A 14,823-nucleotide genomic window follows, 5' to 3' on the forward strand; every position below is an offset into this window, starting at 1 on the left:
GCGCTCAGCGTGATCCGGCAGCCGCCTGATGGGGCGGCGGTCCCTTTGTTCTTGTCGCTGATTATCTGTCGTGAGCAGGAAGGACTGTTTCCACAATGCTGCGGTCGAGCGCTTCGTATTCATGATAGCGAAGCGTCTTGTACAACTCCTCGCGGGTCTGCATGCGGTCCAGCATGGCCTGTGCGCTGCCATCGCGGCGGATGGTTGCGTACAGATCGGCCTGTGCCTTGTTGGCGACGCGCAGTGAACTCACGGGCCAGATGACCATGCGGTAACCCATGGCCTCGAATTCTTTCGCGGTGTAGTAAGGCGTGCGTCCAAATTCGGTCATGTTGGCTAGCAGCTTTACGCCCGGCATACGGTTGGCGAATTCGCGAAACATCTCGGAATTGGTGAGGGCTTCCGGGAAAATCGCGTCTGCACCCGCCTCGATGTATTTCTTCGCGCGGCCGACAGCGCCATCCATGCCTTCGCTGGCGGCGGCATCCGTGCGCGCGACGATAACGATGTCTCTGGCCGCACGCCGCGCCGCATCGACTTTCATCACCATTTCCTGCGTGGAGGCCAGTTTCTTGTCGTTCAGATGGCCGCACTTCTTCGGCAGAAGCTGGTCTTCCAGATGAACGGCTCCTGCACCTGCTTCCTCGAACGTGCGAACCATGTTCATGACGTTGAGGGTTTCGCCATAACCCGTGTCTCCATCGACAAGCAGGGGAAGGCCAGAAGCACGAACGATCTGCCGGACGAAGAACTCCACCTGACCGATGGTGATGATCCCCAGATCGGGCAACCCCATGCTCGCCGTCATGGCCGCGCCGGACAGATACAGGGCTTCAAAACCCGCATCCTTCGCCTGTAGTGCGGCCTGACCATTATGCGCCCCCGGCAACCGCAGAATGCCCGGTGAGTTCAGAAGTTTCCGGAAGCGACTGCCTGCGGACTCCCTCGGATTTTCGGAACCGACCAGATAGGTCATGCTGCTTTCTCCAGAGTGCTGCGCTTGTGGAGGGGAACAAACGGGCGGTCTTCCGGTCCGACATAATCAGCGGAGGGACGGATGATCTTGCCGTTCTCTCTTTGCTCGATCACATGCGCACTCCAGCCAGCCGAGCGCGCGATGACGAAAATCGGTGTGAACATGGCGGTGGGGATGCGCATCATGTGGTAGGAAACGGCGCTGAACCAGTCGAGGTTCGGGAACATCTTCTTTGTGTCCGTCATGACCGTTTCTATGCGTTCGGCAACGTTGTAGAGCCGCATCGCACCGCTCTGGCGTGACAGGGTGTGGGCCGCACGTTTGATGATCTCATTGCGAGGATCAGCGATTGTATAGACAGGATGCCCGAAGCCGATGATCACTTCGCGGTTGTCGACGCGCCTGCGGATATCAGCCTCGGCTTCATCCGGCGTGAGATAACGCTGCTGGATTTCCAGTGCGACCTCATTTGCGCCTCCATGCTTCGGACCGCGCAGGGCGCCGATGCCGCCACATAGCGCGGAATATATGTCCGAGCCTGTTCCGGCGATCACCCGGCACGCGAAAGTTGACGCATTGAACTCATGCTCTGCGTAAAGGATGAGCGAAATATGCATCGCTTTCACCCAATCTGAGGGTGGTGTCCTGCCATGAAGAAGGTGCAGAAAGTGACCGCCAACAGTGTCATCGTCCGTCTCGACGTCGATCCGGCGTCCATTGGTGGCGAAATGATACCAGTAGAGCAGAATAGAGCCGAGAGAAGCGACACAGCGATCGGCAATCTCACGCGCACCGACGGGGTTCTGGTCCCGTCGTTCGGGCAGAATGCAGCCAAAAGCGGACAGGCCGGTGCGCATGACATCCATTGGGTGGGAGGCGGCCGGAATTTGTTCCAGCACACGCTTCACCTGCTCGGGCAGCCCGCGCATGGATCGGAGTTGTTCCTTGTAGGCGGTCAGTTCCGCCGCATCAGGAAGATGCCCGTGAATAAGAAGATGTGCCACCTCCTCATATTTGCAGTTTTCCGCAAGATCTTTTATGTCGTAACCCCGATAGTGCAGGTCGTTGCCGCTCTGGCCGACCGTGCACAGGGCCGTTGTGCCTGCCGTGACGCCGGACAGGGCGACGGACTTTTTAGGACGCTTTTCCTGAGAGGTTTGCGTCATGTCTGCATCTCCTCTTTCTTGTTTCTCGTCGACGGATGGCCTTCGCCAGCATCATCACGCGTCGCGTTTACTGGCCGTAACCGAAGATCCCGATGTTTGGATTTTTGCTGAGCGTGTTGCCGGGAAGCGTGATTTCAAGCTGCAGAAGTTCCTGTGCCGAAAGCGTCGGCAGATTCTGGGCGACATCAAGGAACCGGTCAGCTTCCTGCGGGGTGATGATGCCTTCCGTCAGTGTGAGAAATTTCCTGATATAGTCAGGACGCATCCACGGCGTGGCACCGAGCGGATGGGCATTGGCCACCGCGAGTTCATCGGCGATGACAGATCCATCGTTCATGGTGATGGTAATGCGCCCCCCGAATGCCTTCACGTTCGGATCGATGGAGTGATAGCGCTCGGTCCATTCCGGACGTTCGATCGTGTGAATCTTCTGCCACAACCGCACAGTATCGGGACGATTGGCGCGTTCCGGGGAGTAGGAACGGACGTGGTGCCATGCGCCGTCCTGAAGCGCGACCGCCACGATATACATGATTGAGTGATCAAGCGTTTCACGAGAAGCCTTCGGATCGAACTTCTGCGGGTCGTTCGAACCTGTGCCAATCACATAATGCGTGTGATGGCTGGTTTCGATCAGAACGTCCTTTATATCGTCGAAGTTTTTCACCTGTCGCCCCAGTCTGAAGGCGAGGTCGATCAGGGCCTGACTCTGATATTCAGCGGAATGTTCCTTGGTGTAGCTGTCGAGGATCGCACGCTTGGCTTCACCCTTTTCAGGTAGCCGAACGATATAATGTGCGTCCTTGCCGTCCAGCATCCATGCGATGACACCGTCCTCGCCTTCATAGATCGGACTGGGAGACGTCTCACCCAGCATGGCGCGATCAACGGCCTCGACCGCCATCTTGCCTGCATGGGATGGCGCGTAGGCTTTCCACGAGGAAATTTCGCCTTTGCGGCTCTGGCGCGTGGCCGTCGTCACATGCAGGGCGTGCTGGATGGATTGATGGATCGTTTCGGTCGACAGGTCGAGAAGTGTCCCGATCCCGGCGGCAACGGACGGGCCGAGATGCGCCACATGGTCGATCTTATGCTCGTGCAGGCAGATGCCGCGCACGAGGTCGATCTGGATCTCGTAGCCGGTGGCAATGCCCCGGATCAGATCATGCCCCGAACGCTGGCACTGCTGCGCCACGGCGAGGATGCCTGGGATATTGTCGCCGGGGTGGGAGTATTCCGCCGCAAGGAAAGTATCATGGAAATCGAGTTCCCGAACGGCGGTGCCATTGGCCCATGCCGCCCATTCCGCGTGGACACGGATATGAGGACCGCAACCGAACACGGTGGCGCCACCCGGACGCAGATGAGCGAGCGCTTCGGCGCGGGCGCTTGTCACGGAATGGCGGTTGACTGACGCGATCGCCACGGAGGCATTGTCGATCAGGCGGTTGATGATCATTTCCGTGACGGGTGCTTCGATCTCCACGGGGTCGGCCGCCACTTCAGCGATCTGCCAGGCAAGCTGGTTCTCGCGGGGCAGGCGGTCTTTTTCTGGGTGGACCTTGATATCATAGCTGTGCATGACGCCCTCGTTCACAAAACTGAATGCAGTATGGGCGTGTTCCGATTTTCAGCTATGGTGAACGAGGCAAAATAAGGCGAGTTCGGACTCGTTTTTTGCGAAGGATGCAAAGATGACGAAGCGCGCCAGCAAGGTCTTCGCGGGAGCACGTATTCGGGAGTTACGTGGGAGAATAAAGAAAACCCAGCAGGATCTTGCAAAGGATCTGGGGCTTTCCCCCAGCTACCTGAACCAGATCGAAAATGATCAGCGCCCCATTCCGGCACCTCTGATGTTAAAGCTTTGCAACCTGTTCGGTGTCTCAGCGGCTTATTTCGGGGACAGCGATGAAATCCGGCAGATTCAGGCGCTTCGTGAAATACTCGGTGATCCGCTGTTCAAATCCGCACCCTTGCGGCCCATGGAAGTGCAGGCAGCGGTACGCTCCGCTTCCGGGCTTGCTGACCGTTTTGCCACGTTATACCGGGCCTACCGGAGCGTTATTCGCGAACGAACCGCGTTGGAACCAATGGAATCCGCCTCTCCGCAGGCGGGGGCCGGACTTGCCGCGCCGCAGATCGATACGGCCGGCAGGCGGGTGACGGACGGGGGAGAGCAGATGAGCATGGTCCCGCCCTACGAGGCGGTCGGCGACTGGGTTCAGAGGGAACGCAATTACTTCGATGAAATCGATAGTGCAGCCGAAGAGCTTTACGAAACAGCATCCCTTGCTGAAGGTATTCTGGCTGCCAATCTGGCGCGCTATCTGCGTGACCAGCATGGAGTCCGCATTGTCACCGACGGGACGCTGGACAGTCGTGGCATGCTGTGGCGGTTCGACAAGCGGGGCAGGCGTCTCCTGATGGCCGACGGTGTGCCATCCGAAAGCCGTGTGTTTGGCATGGCGCAGGTTGTCGGGCGGCTCGGATACGGGCGACTGCTGGACCGTGCAGTCAAACGCTCGGGCCTTGCCTCACCGGATGCACGGGATCTCGCGCATGTGGGCATGAGCAACTATTTCGCGGGTGCGCTTCTGCTCCCTTATACGCGGTTTCGCCAGTCGGCCCGGGTGAGTCAGCATGATCTTGACCAGTTGCAGCGGCAGTTCGGCGTCAGCTTCGAGCAGGTCTGTCACCGCCTTTCGACCCTGCAACGTCCCGGGCATGAGGGTATTCCGTTCTATTTCATCAAGACGGATATCGCCGGGAATATTCTTAAAAGTTACAGTGCGACCCGTTTCAGCCTCCCTCGTTTCGGAGGACTGTGCTCGTTGTGGAACGTGTTCCGTGCCTTCTCCACGCCCGGCGAATTACAGGTGCAGGTCTCGCAGACCACGGACGATGCGGTGTTCCTGAATGTGGCCCGCACCGTCGGTCATGCAGGCGTATCCTATTTCGATCGTCCGCGCAGGGTGGCGATCGTGCTCGGCTGCTCCATCGCCCATGCGCCGGAACTGGTCTATGCAGCCGGACTGGATCTTGCGGACGAGCGGATGATCATTCCCATCGGGCCGGGCTGCCGGGCGTGTATCCGCACGGATTGCCGCCATCGCGCCGTCCCGGCAGCAGGATTCCAGATCGACGCGGGCGGCGAGGAGCGGGGTGTAGTGCCGTACCATATGGTGCCGATAGGAGAGTAGGCCATTCTCCCTGCCACCACTTTACCAGACGAAACCGATCATTCCTTACGCATTGCGCCGTTCGTCATGCCAGCACCCCTCATTCCACGGGGGATAGCCCTGGCAACTGGCGATAAAGCGTTTTTCTCGCTGAACCTGCTGGCCGTGACGTGGCTCACGCAACACTGGGAAAACGTCGCAGCCTGAGCGGCAGGCTGTCGCCGTTTCAGCGTGATCCGCGGTGACGCTTCCGGAGCAGGAGGCGCACGGCACCCCGGTTGGCATCGTGGCTATGCGTTGCTGCGAGCACCATGCGACGAAGATCGGCCCGGCCAAGCCAGAACGGGAGCTCGCGTCGCAGAATGCCTCCCTCTGCTCCCGAGCCGAGGCCGGTGACGATCTCCACGCAGCGGACGCCTTCGCCATACGCCATGTAAAGGAACTCATGCAGCCGAAGAAAAGCGGCCTGTGCCGTCATGCCGTGCAGGTCGAGTTTCCGTTCGACAGGCATCTGGCCCTTCGAGAGGCGCTTCCAACTCCCGGTATCCAGTCCGTTCTGAGGCGCGCCTATAATGGTCTGGTGAGGCGTTCCCTTCTTTTTCGCAGCTTTCCCGCGCAGGTGGGCGGCAACGGCTATTTCCCCCTGCGTCATGAACGACATGGAGCGCATATGCGTCGTGAAGGTGGGGAAAGACGGAAAAGGAGACGCTGGTTCCGGTTGCGGAGGGCCACCGGCCGACCCTTCGGCACTGGAACGTGCAGGGGCCATTTTGGGTGCGGACTGTGTCGCGGGGACAATCGGTGGGCGCCCGTGCTGCTGGGCAAGCGGCATCACATCCCGGACGAAGGCCGTCCAGAGCTTATGCTCATCATCGCTCACACTCCGTTTCCGGCGCATGAATACCCCTCCGCCCGTTCCGGCCTGTTCATAACAAGCATCACCTGCGGCGGCGATCACTGCAAGCCGGAACCGAAACGGGTTGTTGATCGTTTCCGTCACTGAAGGAAAAATATCATCGGTTTCAGTCGTGCTGCCCCTTATGCTGGTCTCGGTAATATGCGATGGCACGCAGGTGCAGCAAGGAAAGGGCATATCATGAACGACGATGAAGTCATTAACGACGACGATGAAGTTATTGTCGGTTTTCTGATCCAGCGTGAATCCGAAGATGGCGAACTCGCCTTCTGGGCTCCCGAGAAAAAATGGGTCGAAGATCCCAACGAAGCCATGCTTTACGAAGATGAGGCCCTGGCTGACACAACGGCTGAAACCCTGCAGGCCGAAAACGAAGGTTCCGAAGTCACCGTCGCCGTCGTCATTGAGGACGATGGAGAAGATGACGAGGATGAAGACGAAGTCTGATTGTCTTCATCGCCGGGAACGATGGTCCGGAGACAGGTCCGGACCTTGTCCTCGGTGTTCGTCCCAGGGTGTTTTCCCGCGTTTAAAGTGGACATCCCGTCGCTTGTGCCTTCCAGAACATGACACTCCGCGCCATTGAATCCTGCCTAGCGGAATCACAGCCCCATCCTACTGCATGCGCTCATCGACCTTGCCCGTGAAACCGGTCTCAATTCGGAAATCGCTGGCTGGCTTGCATTTGCGTGTCAGAAGATTAGGTCGTGTCGTCTAGTGTAAGTGCGATGATGGCAGAGATTAAGCGGGACTGCTGCGAGGAATATTGATTTCAATTTGTCATAGCGTGTTGCTACACCTCTGAACTGCTTCAGTTTAACGAAGAAGCGTTCGATCTCGTTTCTCCTTTTGTACAGCGAGAAGCGGATTGTGTGTGGATTACGGCGATTTTTCTTTGAAGAGGTGACCGGTGTGATCTGTCGTTCTTCGCGCTTTTCGATGAGCAGAGCAATGTCATAGGTCTTGTCGGCTATAAAGACCTGATGATCTATTTCATTCAGTAATATCGGCTCTCTGACCGGGTGTCGGGGAAAGGGCGACGGCCTTTCCTGTAGCATCGACAACGGCATGGATTTTCGTGGTCAGTCCGCCACGGGAGTGCCCAATACCTGATCCGTGCCTTTTTTTACGGGCACCCCCGTTGTGCTGGTGCGCACGGACAATCGTCCCGTCGATCATCATGTATTCACTGTCGTGATCGACAGTCAGATTTCGAAAATCCGCTCGATCACAACCCTTTAGCAACAGCGACGCAGTTGTCTGTGAACGTTTTTCCAGTCAGTGAAACGCGTCGGCAGATCACGCCATGGGATATCAGCCTGATCACGATACAGCACGGCTTCGACAAACAGACGATTATCCGCAGTCGTGCCACCGGACACGGCCTTCACGACCCGGGAGAAGATCATTTATCCGCCCCCACAGACTGTCGCTCAGACCATACTGGCGCATTCACATATCTCCCTGAAAATAGAAAGAAAAAATCACAGACCAAAAGGTCCGTCACTCCGTGCGCTAACTGACGACACGCTCTGGACGACCATCCGAAGGCACGCTCTCTTGTCACGACGACGGTGGCGTCATCCATGTGCAGGATGCTGAAGAAGAACGATGTGAGGAGTTTTCATTTTTATATCCTCAACCGTTCAGAATCCTCCTTCGCGTTCTCTAGCCTTCTTGGATGCTAGTTTTACTGAATGATATGAAAACGCCTTCGGAAAGAGTGGGGACTCTCTCCGAAGGCGCGTTCAGTTCAGAAAGGAAGCGGATGCCCGGTCAGTAGCCGCGTGGGCCACCGCCTCCACCGTTCATGCCCGGAGCGGAACCCATGCCGGGACGGCCGCCCATGCTGCCGCCCGGCCCGCCGCCGCCGTGATGATGGCGGTCTCGTCCGCCCGGTGGTGGCCCATAGCAGGCCGAAAGCGACGCGGTCATTGTGAGGGCGAGACAGAGAAGAATAAATCGACGCATGGGAACCTCCTGAGAGTGAGGTAATGAAACCATGAGCAATATCGCCCCGAAAGAGGGCGATATTGCGGCTGGTAGTGTCAGGTGCCGGGACTTGACGGAAGTGGTGTTACATCAGGGGGAAGCTGTTATCTGGTCCAGCGGGGTGCCTTTGTATTTGCCCGTCAGAGTCTTGAGGAAGGCAGTAATATCAGAAACGTCCTGATCGGAAATCGTTGCATCCGGCGTCTGATAATAAGCCATTTTCCTCACGGCTTCCTCCAGAGTTTTCACGCTGCCGTCGTGGAACCACGGTCCCGTCAGGGCGACGTTACGCAATGTCGGAACGAGGAAACGTGACTTGTCCAGTGGATCATGCGTCACATCCATGCGGCCACTGTCAGCGGCCGTGAACGGAGTGCCACGACCAGCGAAATAGTTATGCTCCAGCCCCATGATTTCCATGGCGCCACCGCCCATGTCCTGACCAGTGTGGCAGCCGGAGCAGCCGATGCTCTTGAACAGGGTGTAGCCGTGTTTTTCCTGCTCTGTTAGGACGTCTTCATGGCCTTTCAGATACAGGTCGAAGCGGCTGTCGGGCGTCAGCAGTGTCTTTTCATATTCGGCAATGGCATCGGTGATGGTGCCTTTATCCATCGGCTGATCCGGATACACATTTTTGAAGGCTTCGACATAAGCCGGATCGGCTTCGAGCTTGGCTGCGACGTCTGTCCAGTCGTGTGAACCCATCTCGACAGGATTCATCACAGGGCCTGCCGCCTGATCAGCCAGTGTCGCAGCGCGGCCATTCCAGAACTGCACGATGTTGTAGACGGAATTGTACACCGTCGGCACGTTGATCGGGCCTTTCTGGCCGTGAATGCCGGTTGCCGTGACCAGATTGTCGACACCACCCTTTTCAAGCCCGTGACAACTGGCGCAGTTCAGCGTGTTGTCACCCGACAGTCGCTTGTCGAAAAACAGTTTTTCGCCCAAAGCAACCTTGTCGGCATTCACGGGCCAGCTTTCCGCCACCGGCTGAACGGGTTCGGCTGCAAACTTCGCGGCGACACCCTGACCGGTATAGTGAGCGCGGCGTTCAGCCTCGACCCAGCTCAGCACGGCTTTCTGCTGGTCTTCGTTCAGATGCGCGTGCCAGTGGATCAGCAGATACAGGGTCGGCGGCATCCGGTTCTGGGTGATGACCTCCTCGATGCGCGACAACTGCTCTTCGCTCGGCACGTCACCTTTCTGGAAAGCCGCGATCACCGGTTCCAGACGGAAGTGTTTCAGGCCTTCCTCCAGATCGTGATTCATCAGCGTGCTGGCGATGGGCAGATGGAAGTAGAAGGGAAGATTCGCACCCTTCGTATGGCAATAATCGCACCGCGCTTCACGCAGCACATCAAAGGCCGCCTTCGCCGCAGGGTCTTGCTGCGTTGGTGAAGTGGCCGCCAGTGTCGGTGCACCCTGATGATCGAAATGCTCTATGTAAGCGACGGTGCCGCCGTAGGCGGCGAGCCCGACGCAGGCCAGTCCGGCAATCACGCGTTTCAAAATTGCTACTCCACACCCATTGTTTTTCTCATGGGTGGTGTGCATTACTAAACGTCAATCTGTCAAAATGATAATATTCACTCAAACAATCGATTTGATCGATTAAAGTGAGATTTCAGTCTTTCCCGTACTCACGCAACCGCTGTCGCGCGACAGCGACATAGGCGGGATCGACCTCGATCCCGATGCCGCGTGAGCCAAGCCGATCCGCTGCCAGTAATGTGGTGCCGGTTCCCATGAAAGGGTCGAGCACGACGGCATCGTCCTGTCCGTGCAGGCGAATGCACAGTTCCGGCAGTGCAACGGGGAAGGTGCCGGGATGATTGAATTTTTCCTGCCTGTCCCGCACGGTTTCATAAGGGATGAACCATGTGTCCCCACGGCAGCGCCGATCCTGCGCATGCCCTCTGCGGGCGATATTGCTCTTGTCCTTGAACGGCACGCCCGCGCCGAGGCGATTGATCCGGACGTCACCGTCGAGGGTCAGATGGAAGAGATGTTCATGGTTTCTGTTCATGTATCGCTTGCTGTTGACCGGCTTGAAATGCCCGAAGGACGTATCCCCCACAGCGATCGATTTGATCCATGAAATGTGGTTTTGCAGGACGAACAGTTCGCGCAGGCGCACCGCCAGCTCGAACGGCAGCCAGGGCTCGGAGGAGGTCCCTGCAATGTTGAGGAAGAAGGAGGCGTCGGGGCGCATCACACGCCGCACAGCGGTCGCCACTTCCATCATCCAGTCGAGATAATCGGCTTCGCTACGCCGATCCTTATAGGATCGGTAGCCAAGCCCGATATTGTAGGGAGGCGACGTGATCACGACGTCCACGGTCTCCGCCTTCATCCGCTTCATGACGCGGATGCAGTCTCCCTGAACGATTTCCTGACGCCCAATCCGATAGCGTCGGGTGCGGGGAGATGCGGGTGTGCCCTCAGCCTTTCCTGTCACGCACTCCGCGCCGCTGCCAGCCGCCAGCTTGATCCTGCGACACCCAGCAGTTTTTCGAATGTCCACAGATCGGAAAATTCCGTCACGGCGTCCATTCCGGTGATCGGCTTGCCGTTGGCATCGAAGACAAGACTGATCTGATCGGACACGATACGCACGTCGATGGTCGCGGCTTTTCCTGCCGGGGTATCCATCAGGCGGACATCCTCGATCGCAACGCTGTCGATCGCACGGATTTCGCTTTTCTGGGTTTCTTTCGCAGTCTCACGCGCCGTCACAGCGGCATCAAACGCGGCGAACGCATCTGGCGTCAGACGCTCCTTCAGAGTGGCCCGGTTGCCGGAGGCATAAGCCGCGACGACCTGCCGGAACGCACCCTCCACACCCGTCAGGAACTGCTGGGGTACGAAACCCCGTTCCGCCTTGCTGACCTCACCGAGCATAGCTCCGACGCGGGTATTCGGGCCCGGTATATCGAAGCGGGTGGCGGGAGTCGGTTCAGCGCGTCCTTCAATCACAGGCCCAGCCGGTTCCGGGGCCGTGGGATGCGGCGCAGGCGTAGTCTGGAAGCCGACTTTCTTGCCCAGAACGCTGCGTAGCCGCAGCGCCAGAAACGCCGCGATCAGGGCGAAAACCACAATATCGACCGGAAAATGGCCGAAAGAACCTTCCATAAGTCACGCCACCTAAGAAACAGAACGGGTGCGACGGATGCGAGCATCCATCACGGGAGTCATGAAAAGAGAATAGGGATGGCTCAGGGCCTGCGCAATGACTCGTGTGCGTTTAGGTGAGCAAATATGTCATCCAAGGATTGCGGTCCGGACAGTGGAGCCCTATCTGCTCGAATCATGATCGTCCTCAGGCATTGCCAGTCAGAATTTAACAGATTGTTCACGGCCACCCGCAAAGATCCGGGCATTCCTGACCCGCCTCTTTCCGATATGGGGCAGGAACAGGCCAGAAAGCTGGTGGCGGAGATCGGCGGGGAAGAGATCCGTCATATCATCGTCTCGCCCTACAAACGGGCAATCCAGACAGCAATGCCCATCGCCAAGGCGCTTGATATCGTGCCGGTGGTGAGTCCGTTGATTCGTGAGCGGGCCGCTTTTTCCTGTGATGTCGGCTCGCCCCGTGCCGTTCTTGCTCAGGAATGGCCGGCTCTCGACTTCTCCGGGCTGGATGAGGCGTGGTGGAGCCCGGTGATCGAGACGCCTGAATCCGTGGAAGAGCGCGCGGAGCTTTTTCGTTCGGAAATAGCGGTCAGCCACGACTGGGAGCGCACGCTCGTGGTTTCACACTGGGCGTTTCTTCTGGCCTTCACGCGCACCAGTCTGGAAAACGGCTCCTGGCTCCGGATTGACCCCACGCGTCCGCCAGAGCGCCCCTGACCGTTCCATGGTTGGCGAACCCAGCCTGTCATGCTACCGCCCGATAGCTCCGGACGAGACCGTCCGAATATGAAGGAAGAAAGACACCAATGTCTGACACAGCTCAACAGGGCGTCCCGCCAGCCCTCCCGCTCGCCATCAACCTTCAGTACACGAAGGATCTCTCCTTCGAGGTTCCGCACGGTCCCGAAGTCTTCACGGCTCTTGCCGCGGCTCCCCAGATTTCCGTGAATATCGACGTGCAGGCCAATCGCCTTCAGAACGACCAGCCACATTTTCAGGTGGCCCTGACCATTAAGGCCGAGGCTGATGAAGCTCCTGCCAGCGAAGGTGGTCCTGTCGGACGCAAGGTGTTCATCGCGGAACTGACCTATGCTGCGGTTGTGACGCTGAACAACGCGCCGGCCGAGTTGGTCGAGCCGCTGCTGCTCGTCGAAGTGCCGCGCCTGATCTTCCCGTTCGCACGCAACATTCTCAGCGACATCACCCGTGACGGCGGCTTTCCGCCGGTCGTGCTGCAGCCGATCGACTTTGTCGCTCTGTGGCAGGCGCGTCGCGCTGAAGCATCCCAGACCGTCGGCCACGCCTGATTGGCGTATCCCGGAGGCAGGTTCATCTTCCCCTGTCTCCGGGATCACGTTCTGCATGAGTGATCGGAGGAGGCAGGGTGCTCTCTATGGCAATTCTTTCATCCCGTGACCGGTCTGTCGCCTTTGCCCGCCGTCTGGCGCTGACAGCCCTGATGCTTTCCTCTTTCGGTCTCGTAGGCTGCGCAGAGCAGCAGGGATCGGTCGCGACAGCGCCGAACCGCATTCCCCCGCAGACATTCCCTCCTGGAACGGTGACTGAAACACCCGCTCCCGAGGGGCAGATGCTGGTGAATGATCCGTCGGCTCCCGCCAATACACCGCTCTGCGGCACGGCTGCCCGGGAAGCTAACGCCATGGGGCAGGCGGCCTATCCGCAGCCGCTCATGAACGGCGGCGCTTGCACGCAGAATGCCTGCTTCGACCCTGCCACCCAGACCTATATCGCCTCTGACAATACGAAACGGGTTTGCCGCTAAGAAGCTGTTTCAAAAGCTCTCTGCAGGCGACCCGCCGCGCATTTTTCGCACTCAGATGCTCACCGTCCGCATGGCCGCTTCGCTTCAGTAATGAAAGCCACACGCCGGTCGTGCGCACCCATATGGGCGGTCGCGCTCAACAGAGAGCTTTTGAAACAGCCTTTAAGCACCTGCCTCGAAAGCTGAGATCAGGAGTATAAGGGGCTGACGGCTGACACTCGTTTTTCTCTGAAGCGATATTTTGAAAACACCCTGTGAGATTGTCTCGCGGGGTGTTTTTTATGTCTGGCTGATGAACTCTAATGACGGATCAGAATGTAGTTCACGGTCACGTCCAGATCGAAATGATCGCCCGGAATACCGGGAGGAATCGGCGGCAGTTCCGCATTCCGGAACATCCCGGTCGTGGCCGCATCCAGCATGTAAGATCCCGACTGGTTCGTGAGACGCACGAAGCGGACGCGACCTGTCCGGTCGATGATGACGTGGACGGAGGAGGGGCCTTCCTCACCGTTCTGAGCGGCTTCTTCCGGGTAATACATGTGCCGCCGGATCCAGCGATCGACTTCCTCGCTGTAATCATCGCTCACGCCGCGCACTGTGCTGCGCGTTGCAAACGGGGCGTTCAGCCTGCCGTTCTGCACCAGAGGGCCAATGGACAGGTCAATCGGACCGCCTGAACCGCCCGTACGGCCATGACGATTCGGCCGCGGAGGAGCGGAAGACTGGTCAAGTGACAGGTCCGTCAGGGAGTCGAACGGCGACGGTGCCCGCTGATGACGCTGCGCCTGACGGACCGCCTGTCGATGGGGGGCCTGTTTCGCCGTCTCACGGCTGCCAGATCCAGCCTTGTTGGATGCCTGATTGATCGGCGCGGTTTCGTTGGTCGGTTTAGGGTAACTCTCATCCGAGGGGGCTTGCGGCAACGGGGGGGCTGCCGGCGTTTCCGGGGTGGGATTGAGAGAGCCTTCCGCTGCCTCGGACTTCTCCTCCTGACTGCTGCTCTGAGAAGACTGCGCGGCGGAACTGCCACCTGCCTGCTGGTCGGAATGCTCGCCTTTCATGCCACTTTCGGCGGGAGGCGTGACGAACATCATGTCCACCGTGCCCGCTTCGGTGGCCTGGGGGTTGCCGCGCGGATGATGGTGCAGGGACATGTAGATGGCAAACGCCAGAAGCAGCGCGTGCAGTAGTCCCGAAAACAGCAGGATGAACAGCAGATCGGGCTCGCCGAAAACCTGCCTCGGCGACAGAGGCGTTTTCGCGGGCTTCAGATTCCGATAGGTGCCTGACCTCGGGAACAGGGTTGGACGCAGTCCAAGCCGACGCGGAGAGGTGTTCAGTTCCTCGGTGGCATTTCCGTCAGGAGAAGGGGGTTTCTGCTGCTTCCGGGCACCGACGAGCAGAGGCTCCTTCTTCGTTCCGGGCGTTGCTGATTGCCGTGGCGCCGCCGTCATGGAGTTGAATGTGTCTCCGGGAAGAAGAAAACAGAAGCGCGCGCAGGTCCGAGACCCTTCAGCGCACATTGCCATTCACGGCAGGCGCTGGCTACCCCTCTGTTGTGTACCATAATGTCACGTGGGTTGACGGAATATTCAGGGAGATCGGCAAGTGGCTGCGCAGTCACCGCTGGACTGGGTGAGGAAAACGTAATGCAACCGGCCTGTGAGGAGAGC

The 14,823-nt window shown here is 58.6% G+C and carries 15 protein-coding genes and 1 pseudogene; 6 read left to right on the forward strand and 10 right to left on the reverse strand.

Annotation, left to right across the window (positions count from 1 at the left end; translation table 11 throughout):
* Positions 1 to 61: 61 nt before the first annotated feature.
* The 3 genes from prpB to GOB81_RS05105 form a co-directional block, all read right to left on the reverse strand.
* Positions 62 to 976: a methylisocitrate lyase gene (gene prpB, locus GOB81_RS05095; protein WP_173569308.1), complete on the reverse strand. Its 915-nt coding sequence runs from the start codon at positions 974 to 976 to the stop codon at positions 62 to 64.
* The gene (prpC, locus tag GOB81_RS05100; RefSeq protein WP_173569309.1) at positions 973 to 2,142 is read right to left on the reverse strand and encodes a bifunctional 2-methylcitrate synthase/citrate synthase; all 1,170 of its coding nucleotides are present in this window, start codon (positions 2,140 to 2,142) and stop codon (positions 973 to 975) included. The genes prpB and prpC overlap by 4 nt, the downstream gene beginning before the upstream one ends.
* Positions 2,143 to 2,209: 67 nt before the next feature.
* Positions 2,210 to 3,724 (reverse strand): MmgE/PrpD family protein, encoded by a 1,515-nt coding sequence (locus tag GOB81_RS05105; RefSeq protein ID WP_173569310.1) that lies wholly within the window; start codon positions 3,722 to 3,724, stop codon positions 2,210 to 2,212.
* A gap of 112 nt (positions 3,725 to 3,836) precedes the next feature.
* On the opposite strand from GOB81_RS05105, the gene GOB81_RS05110 reads away from it, so the two are divergent.
* Positions 3,837 to 5,342: a helix-turn-helix domain-containing protein gene (locus tag GOB81_RS05110; protein ID WP_173569311.1), complete on the forward strand. Its 1,506-nt coding sequence runs from the start codon at positions 3,837 to 3,839 to the stop codon at positions 5,340 to 5,342.
* A gap of 205 nt (positions 5,343 to 5,547) precedes the next feature.
* On the opposite strand, the gene GOB81_RS05115 is transcribed toward GOB81_RS05110, so the two are convergent.
* Positions 5,548 to 6,321, reverse strand: a complete 774-nt coding sequence (locus GOB81_RS05115) for a Smr/MutS family protein (RefSeq protein WP_338421310.1) — start codon at positions 6,319 to 6,321, stop codon at positions 5,548 to 5,550.
* A 96-nt stretch (positions 6,322 to 6,417) separates the two neighbouring features.
* On the opposite strand from GOB81_RS05115, the gene GOB81_RS05120 reads away from it, so the two are divergent.
* A complete protein-coding gene (locus GOB81_RS05120; protein WP_173569312.1) occupies positions 6,418 to 6,684 on the forward strand; it encodes a hypothetical protein in 267 nt (88 codons plus the stop codon).
* A 253-nt stretch (positions 6,685 to 6,937) separates the two neighbouring features.
* Here GOB81_RS05120 and GOB81_RS05125 read toward each other — a convergent pair.
* Positions 6,938 to 7,689: pseudogene (locus GOB81_RS05125) on the reverse strand (IS5 family transposase).
* Positions 7,690 to 7,769: 80 nt separating this feature from the next.
* On the opposite strand from GOB81_RS05125, the gene GOB81_RS18020 reads away from it, so the two are divergent.
* The gene (locus tag GOB81_RS18020; RefSeq protein WP_173569513.1) at positions 7,770 to 7,925 is read left to right on the forward strand and encodes a methylenetetrahydrofolate reductase; all 156 of its coding nucleotides are present in this window, start codon (positions 7,770 to 7,772) and stop codon (positions 7,923 to 7,925) included.
* A gap of 88 nt (positions 7,926 to 8,013) precedes the next feature.
* Here GOB81_RS18020 and GOB81_RS05135 read toward each other — a convergent pair whose 3' ends face one another.
* The 4 genes from GOB81_RS05135 to GOB81_RS05150 form a co-directional block, all read right to left on the reverse strand.
* Entirely contained in the window at positions 8,014 to 8,208 is a 195-nt protein-coding gene (locus GOB81_RS05135) for a hypothetical protein (RefSeq protein ID WP_173569313.1), read from the reverse strand.
* A gap of 111 nt (positions 8,209 to 8,319) precedes the next feature.
* Complete coding sequence (locus GOB81_RS05140; protein WP_242010070.1) at positions 8,320 to 9,741, reverse strand: cytochrome-c peroxidase; 1,422 nt, start codon at positions 9,739 to 9,741, stop codon at positions 8,320 to 8,322.
* 115 nt (positions 9,742 to 9,856) lie between these two features.
* Positions 9,857 to 10,723 (reverse strand): DNA methyltransferase, encoded by an 867-nt coding sequence (locus tag GOB81_RS05145; RefSeq protein WP_173569514.1) that lies wholly within the window; start codon positions 10,721 to 10,723, stop codon positions 9,857 to 9,859.
* Positions 10,687 to 11,364, reverse strand: a complete 678-nt coding sequence (locus GOB81_RS05150; protein ID WP_173569315.1) for a Tim44/TimA family putative adaptor protein — start codon at positions 11,362 to 11,364, stop codon at positions 10,687 to 10,689. The genes GOB81_RS05145 and GOB81_RS05150 overlap by 37 nt, the downstream gene beginning before the upstream one ends.
* A gap of 177 nt (positions 11,365 to 11,541) precedes the next feature.
* Here GOB81_RS05150 and GOB81_RS05155 point away from each other — a divergent pair, with 177 nt between their 5' ends.
* From GOB81_RS05155 to GOB81_RS05165, 3 genes are all read left to right on the forward strand, one after another.
* Entirely contained in the window at positions 11,542 to 12,081 is a 540-nt protein-coding gene (locus GOB81_RS05155) for a histidine phosphatase family protein (protein WP_173569515.1), read from the forward strand.
* An 89-nt stretch (positions 12,082 to 12,170) separates the two neighbouring features.
* A complete protein-coding gene (gene secB, locus GOB81_RS05160; RefSeq protein WP_173569316.1) occupies positions 12,171 to 12,671 on the forward strand; it encodes a protein-export chaperone SecB in 501 nt (166 codons plus the stop codon).
* Positions 12,672 to 12,757: 86 nt separating this feature from the next.
* Positions 12,758 to 13,147, forward strand: a complete 390-nt coding sequence (locus GOB81_RS05165; protein WP_173569317.1) for a hypothetical protein — start codon at positions 12,758 to 12,760, stop codon at positions 13,145 to 13,147.
* Between the two features lie 299 nt (positions 13,148 to 13,446).
* Here the strand turns inward: GOB81_RS05165 and GOB81_RS05170 are convergent, their stop codons facing one another.
* Entirely contained in the window at positions 13,447 to 14,604 is a 1,158-nt protein-coding gene (locus GOB81_RS05170) for an energy transducer TonB (RefSeq protein WP_242010071.1), read from the reverse strand.
* Positions 14,605 to 14,823 lie beyond the last annotated feature (219 nt).

Source organism: Acetobacter conturbans (genome assembly GCF_011516755.1).
In the GTDB taxonomy this organism is placed as follows: Bacteria; Pseudomonadota; Alphaproteobacteria; order Acetobacterales; family Acetobacteraceae; genus Acetobacter; species Acetobacter conturbans.

Bases quoted from the DNA above. Each gene is read 5' to 3' on its own strand.
- prpB (WP_173569308.1), bottom strand. From the start codon at position 976: ATGACCTATCTGGTCGGTTCCGAAAATCCGAGGGAGTCCGCAGGCAGT.
- prpC (WP_173569309.1), bottom strand. From the start codon at position 2,142: ATGACGCAAACCTCTCAGGAAAAGCGTCCTAAAAAGTCCGTCGCCCTG.
- GOB81_RS05105 (WP_173569310.1), bottom strand. From the start codon at position 3,724: ATGCACAGCTATGATATCAAGGTCCACCCAGAAAAAGACCGCCTGCCC.
- GOB81_RS05110 (WP_173569311.1), top strand. From the start codon at position 3,837: ATGACGAAGCGCGCCAGCAAGGTCTTCGCGGGAGCACGTATTCGGGAG.
- GOB81_RS05120 (WP_173569312.1), top strand. From the start codon at position 6,418: ATGAACGACGATGAAGTCATTAACGACGACGATGAAGTTATTGTCGGT.
- GOB81_RS05135 (WP_173569313.1), bottom strand. From the start codon at position 8,208: ATGCGTCGATTTATTCTTCTCTGTCTCGCCCTCACAATGACCGCGTCG.
- GOB81_RS05150 (WP_173569315.1), bottom strand. From the start codon at position 11,364: ATGGAAGGTTCTTTCGGCCATTTTCCGGTCGATATTGTGGTTTTCGCC.
- GOB81_RS05155 (WP_173569515.1), top strand. From the start codon at position 11,542: ATGATCGTCCTCAGGCATTGCCAGTCAGAATTTAACAGATTGTTCACG.
- secB (WP_173569316.1), top strand. From the start codon at position 12,171: ATGTCTGACACAGCTCAACAGGGCGTCCCGCCAGCCCTCCCGCTCGCC.
- GOB81_RS05165 (WP_173569317.1), top strand. From the start codon at position 12,758: ATGGCAATTCTTTCATCCCGTGACCGGTCTGTCGCCTTTGCCCGCCGT.
- GOB81_RS05170 (WP_242010071.1), bottom strand. From the start codon at position 14,604: ATGACGGCGGCGCCACGGCAATCAGCAACGCCCGGAACGAAGAAGGAG.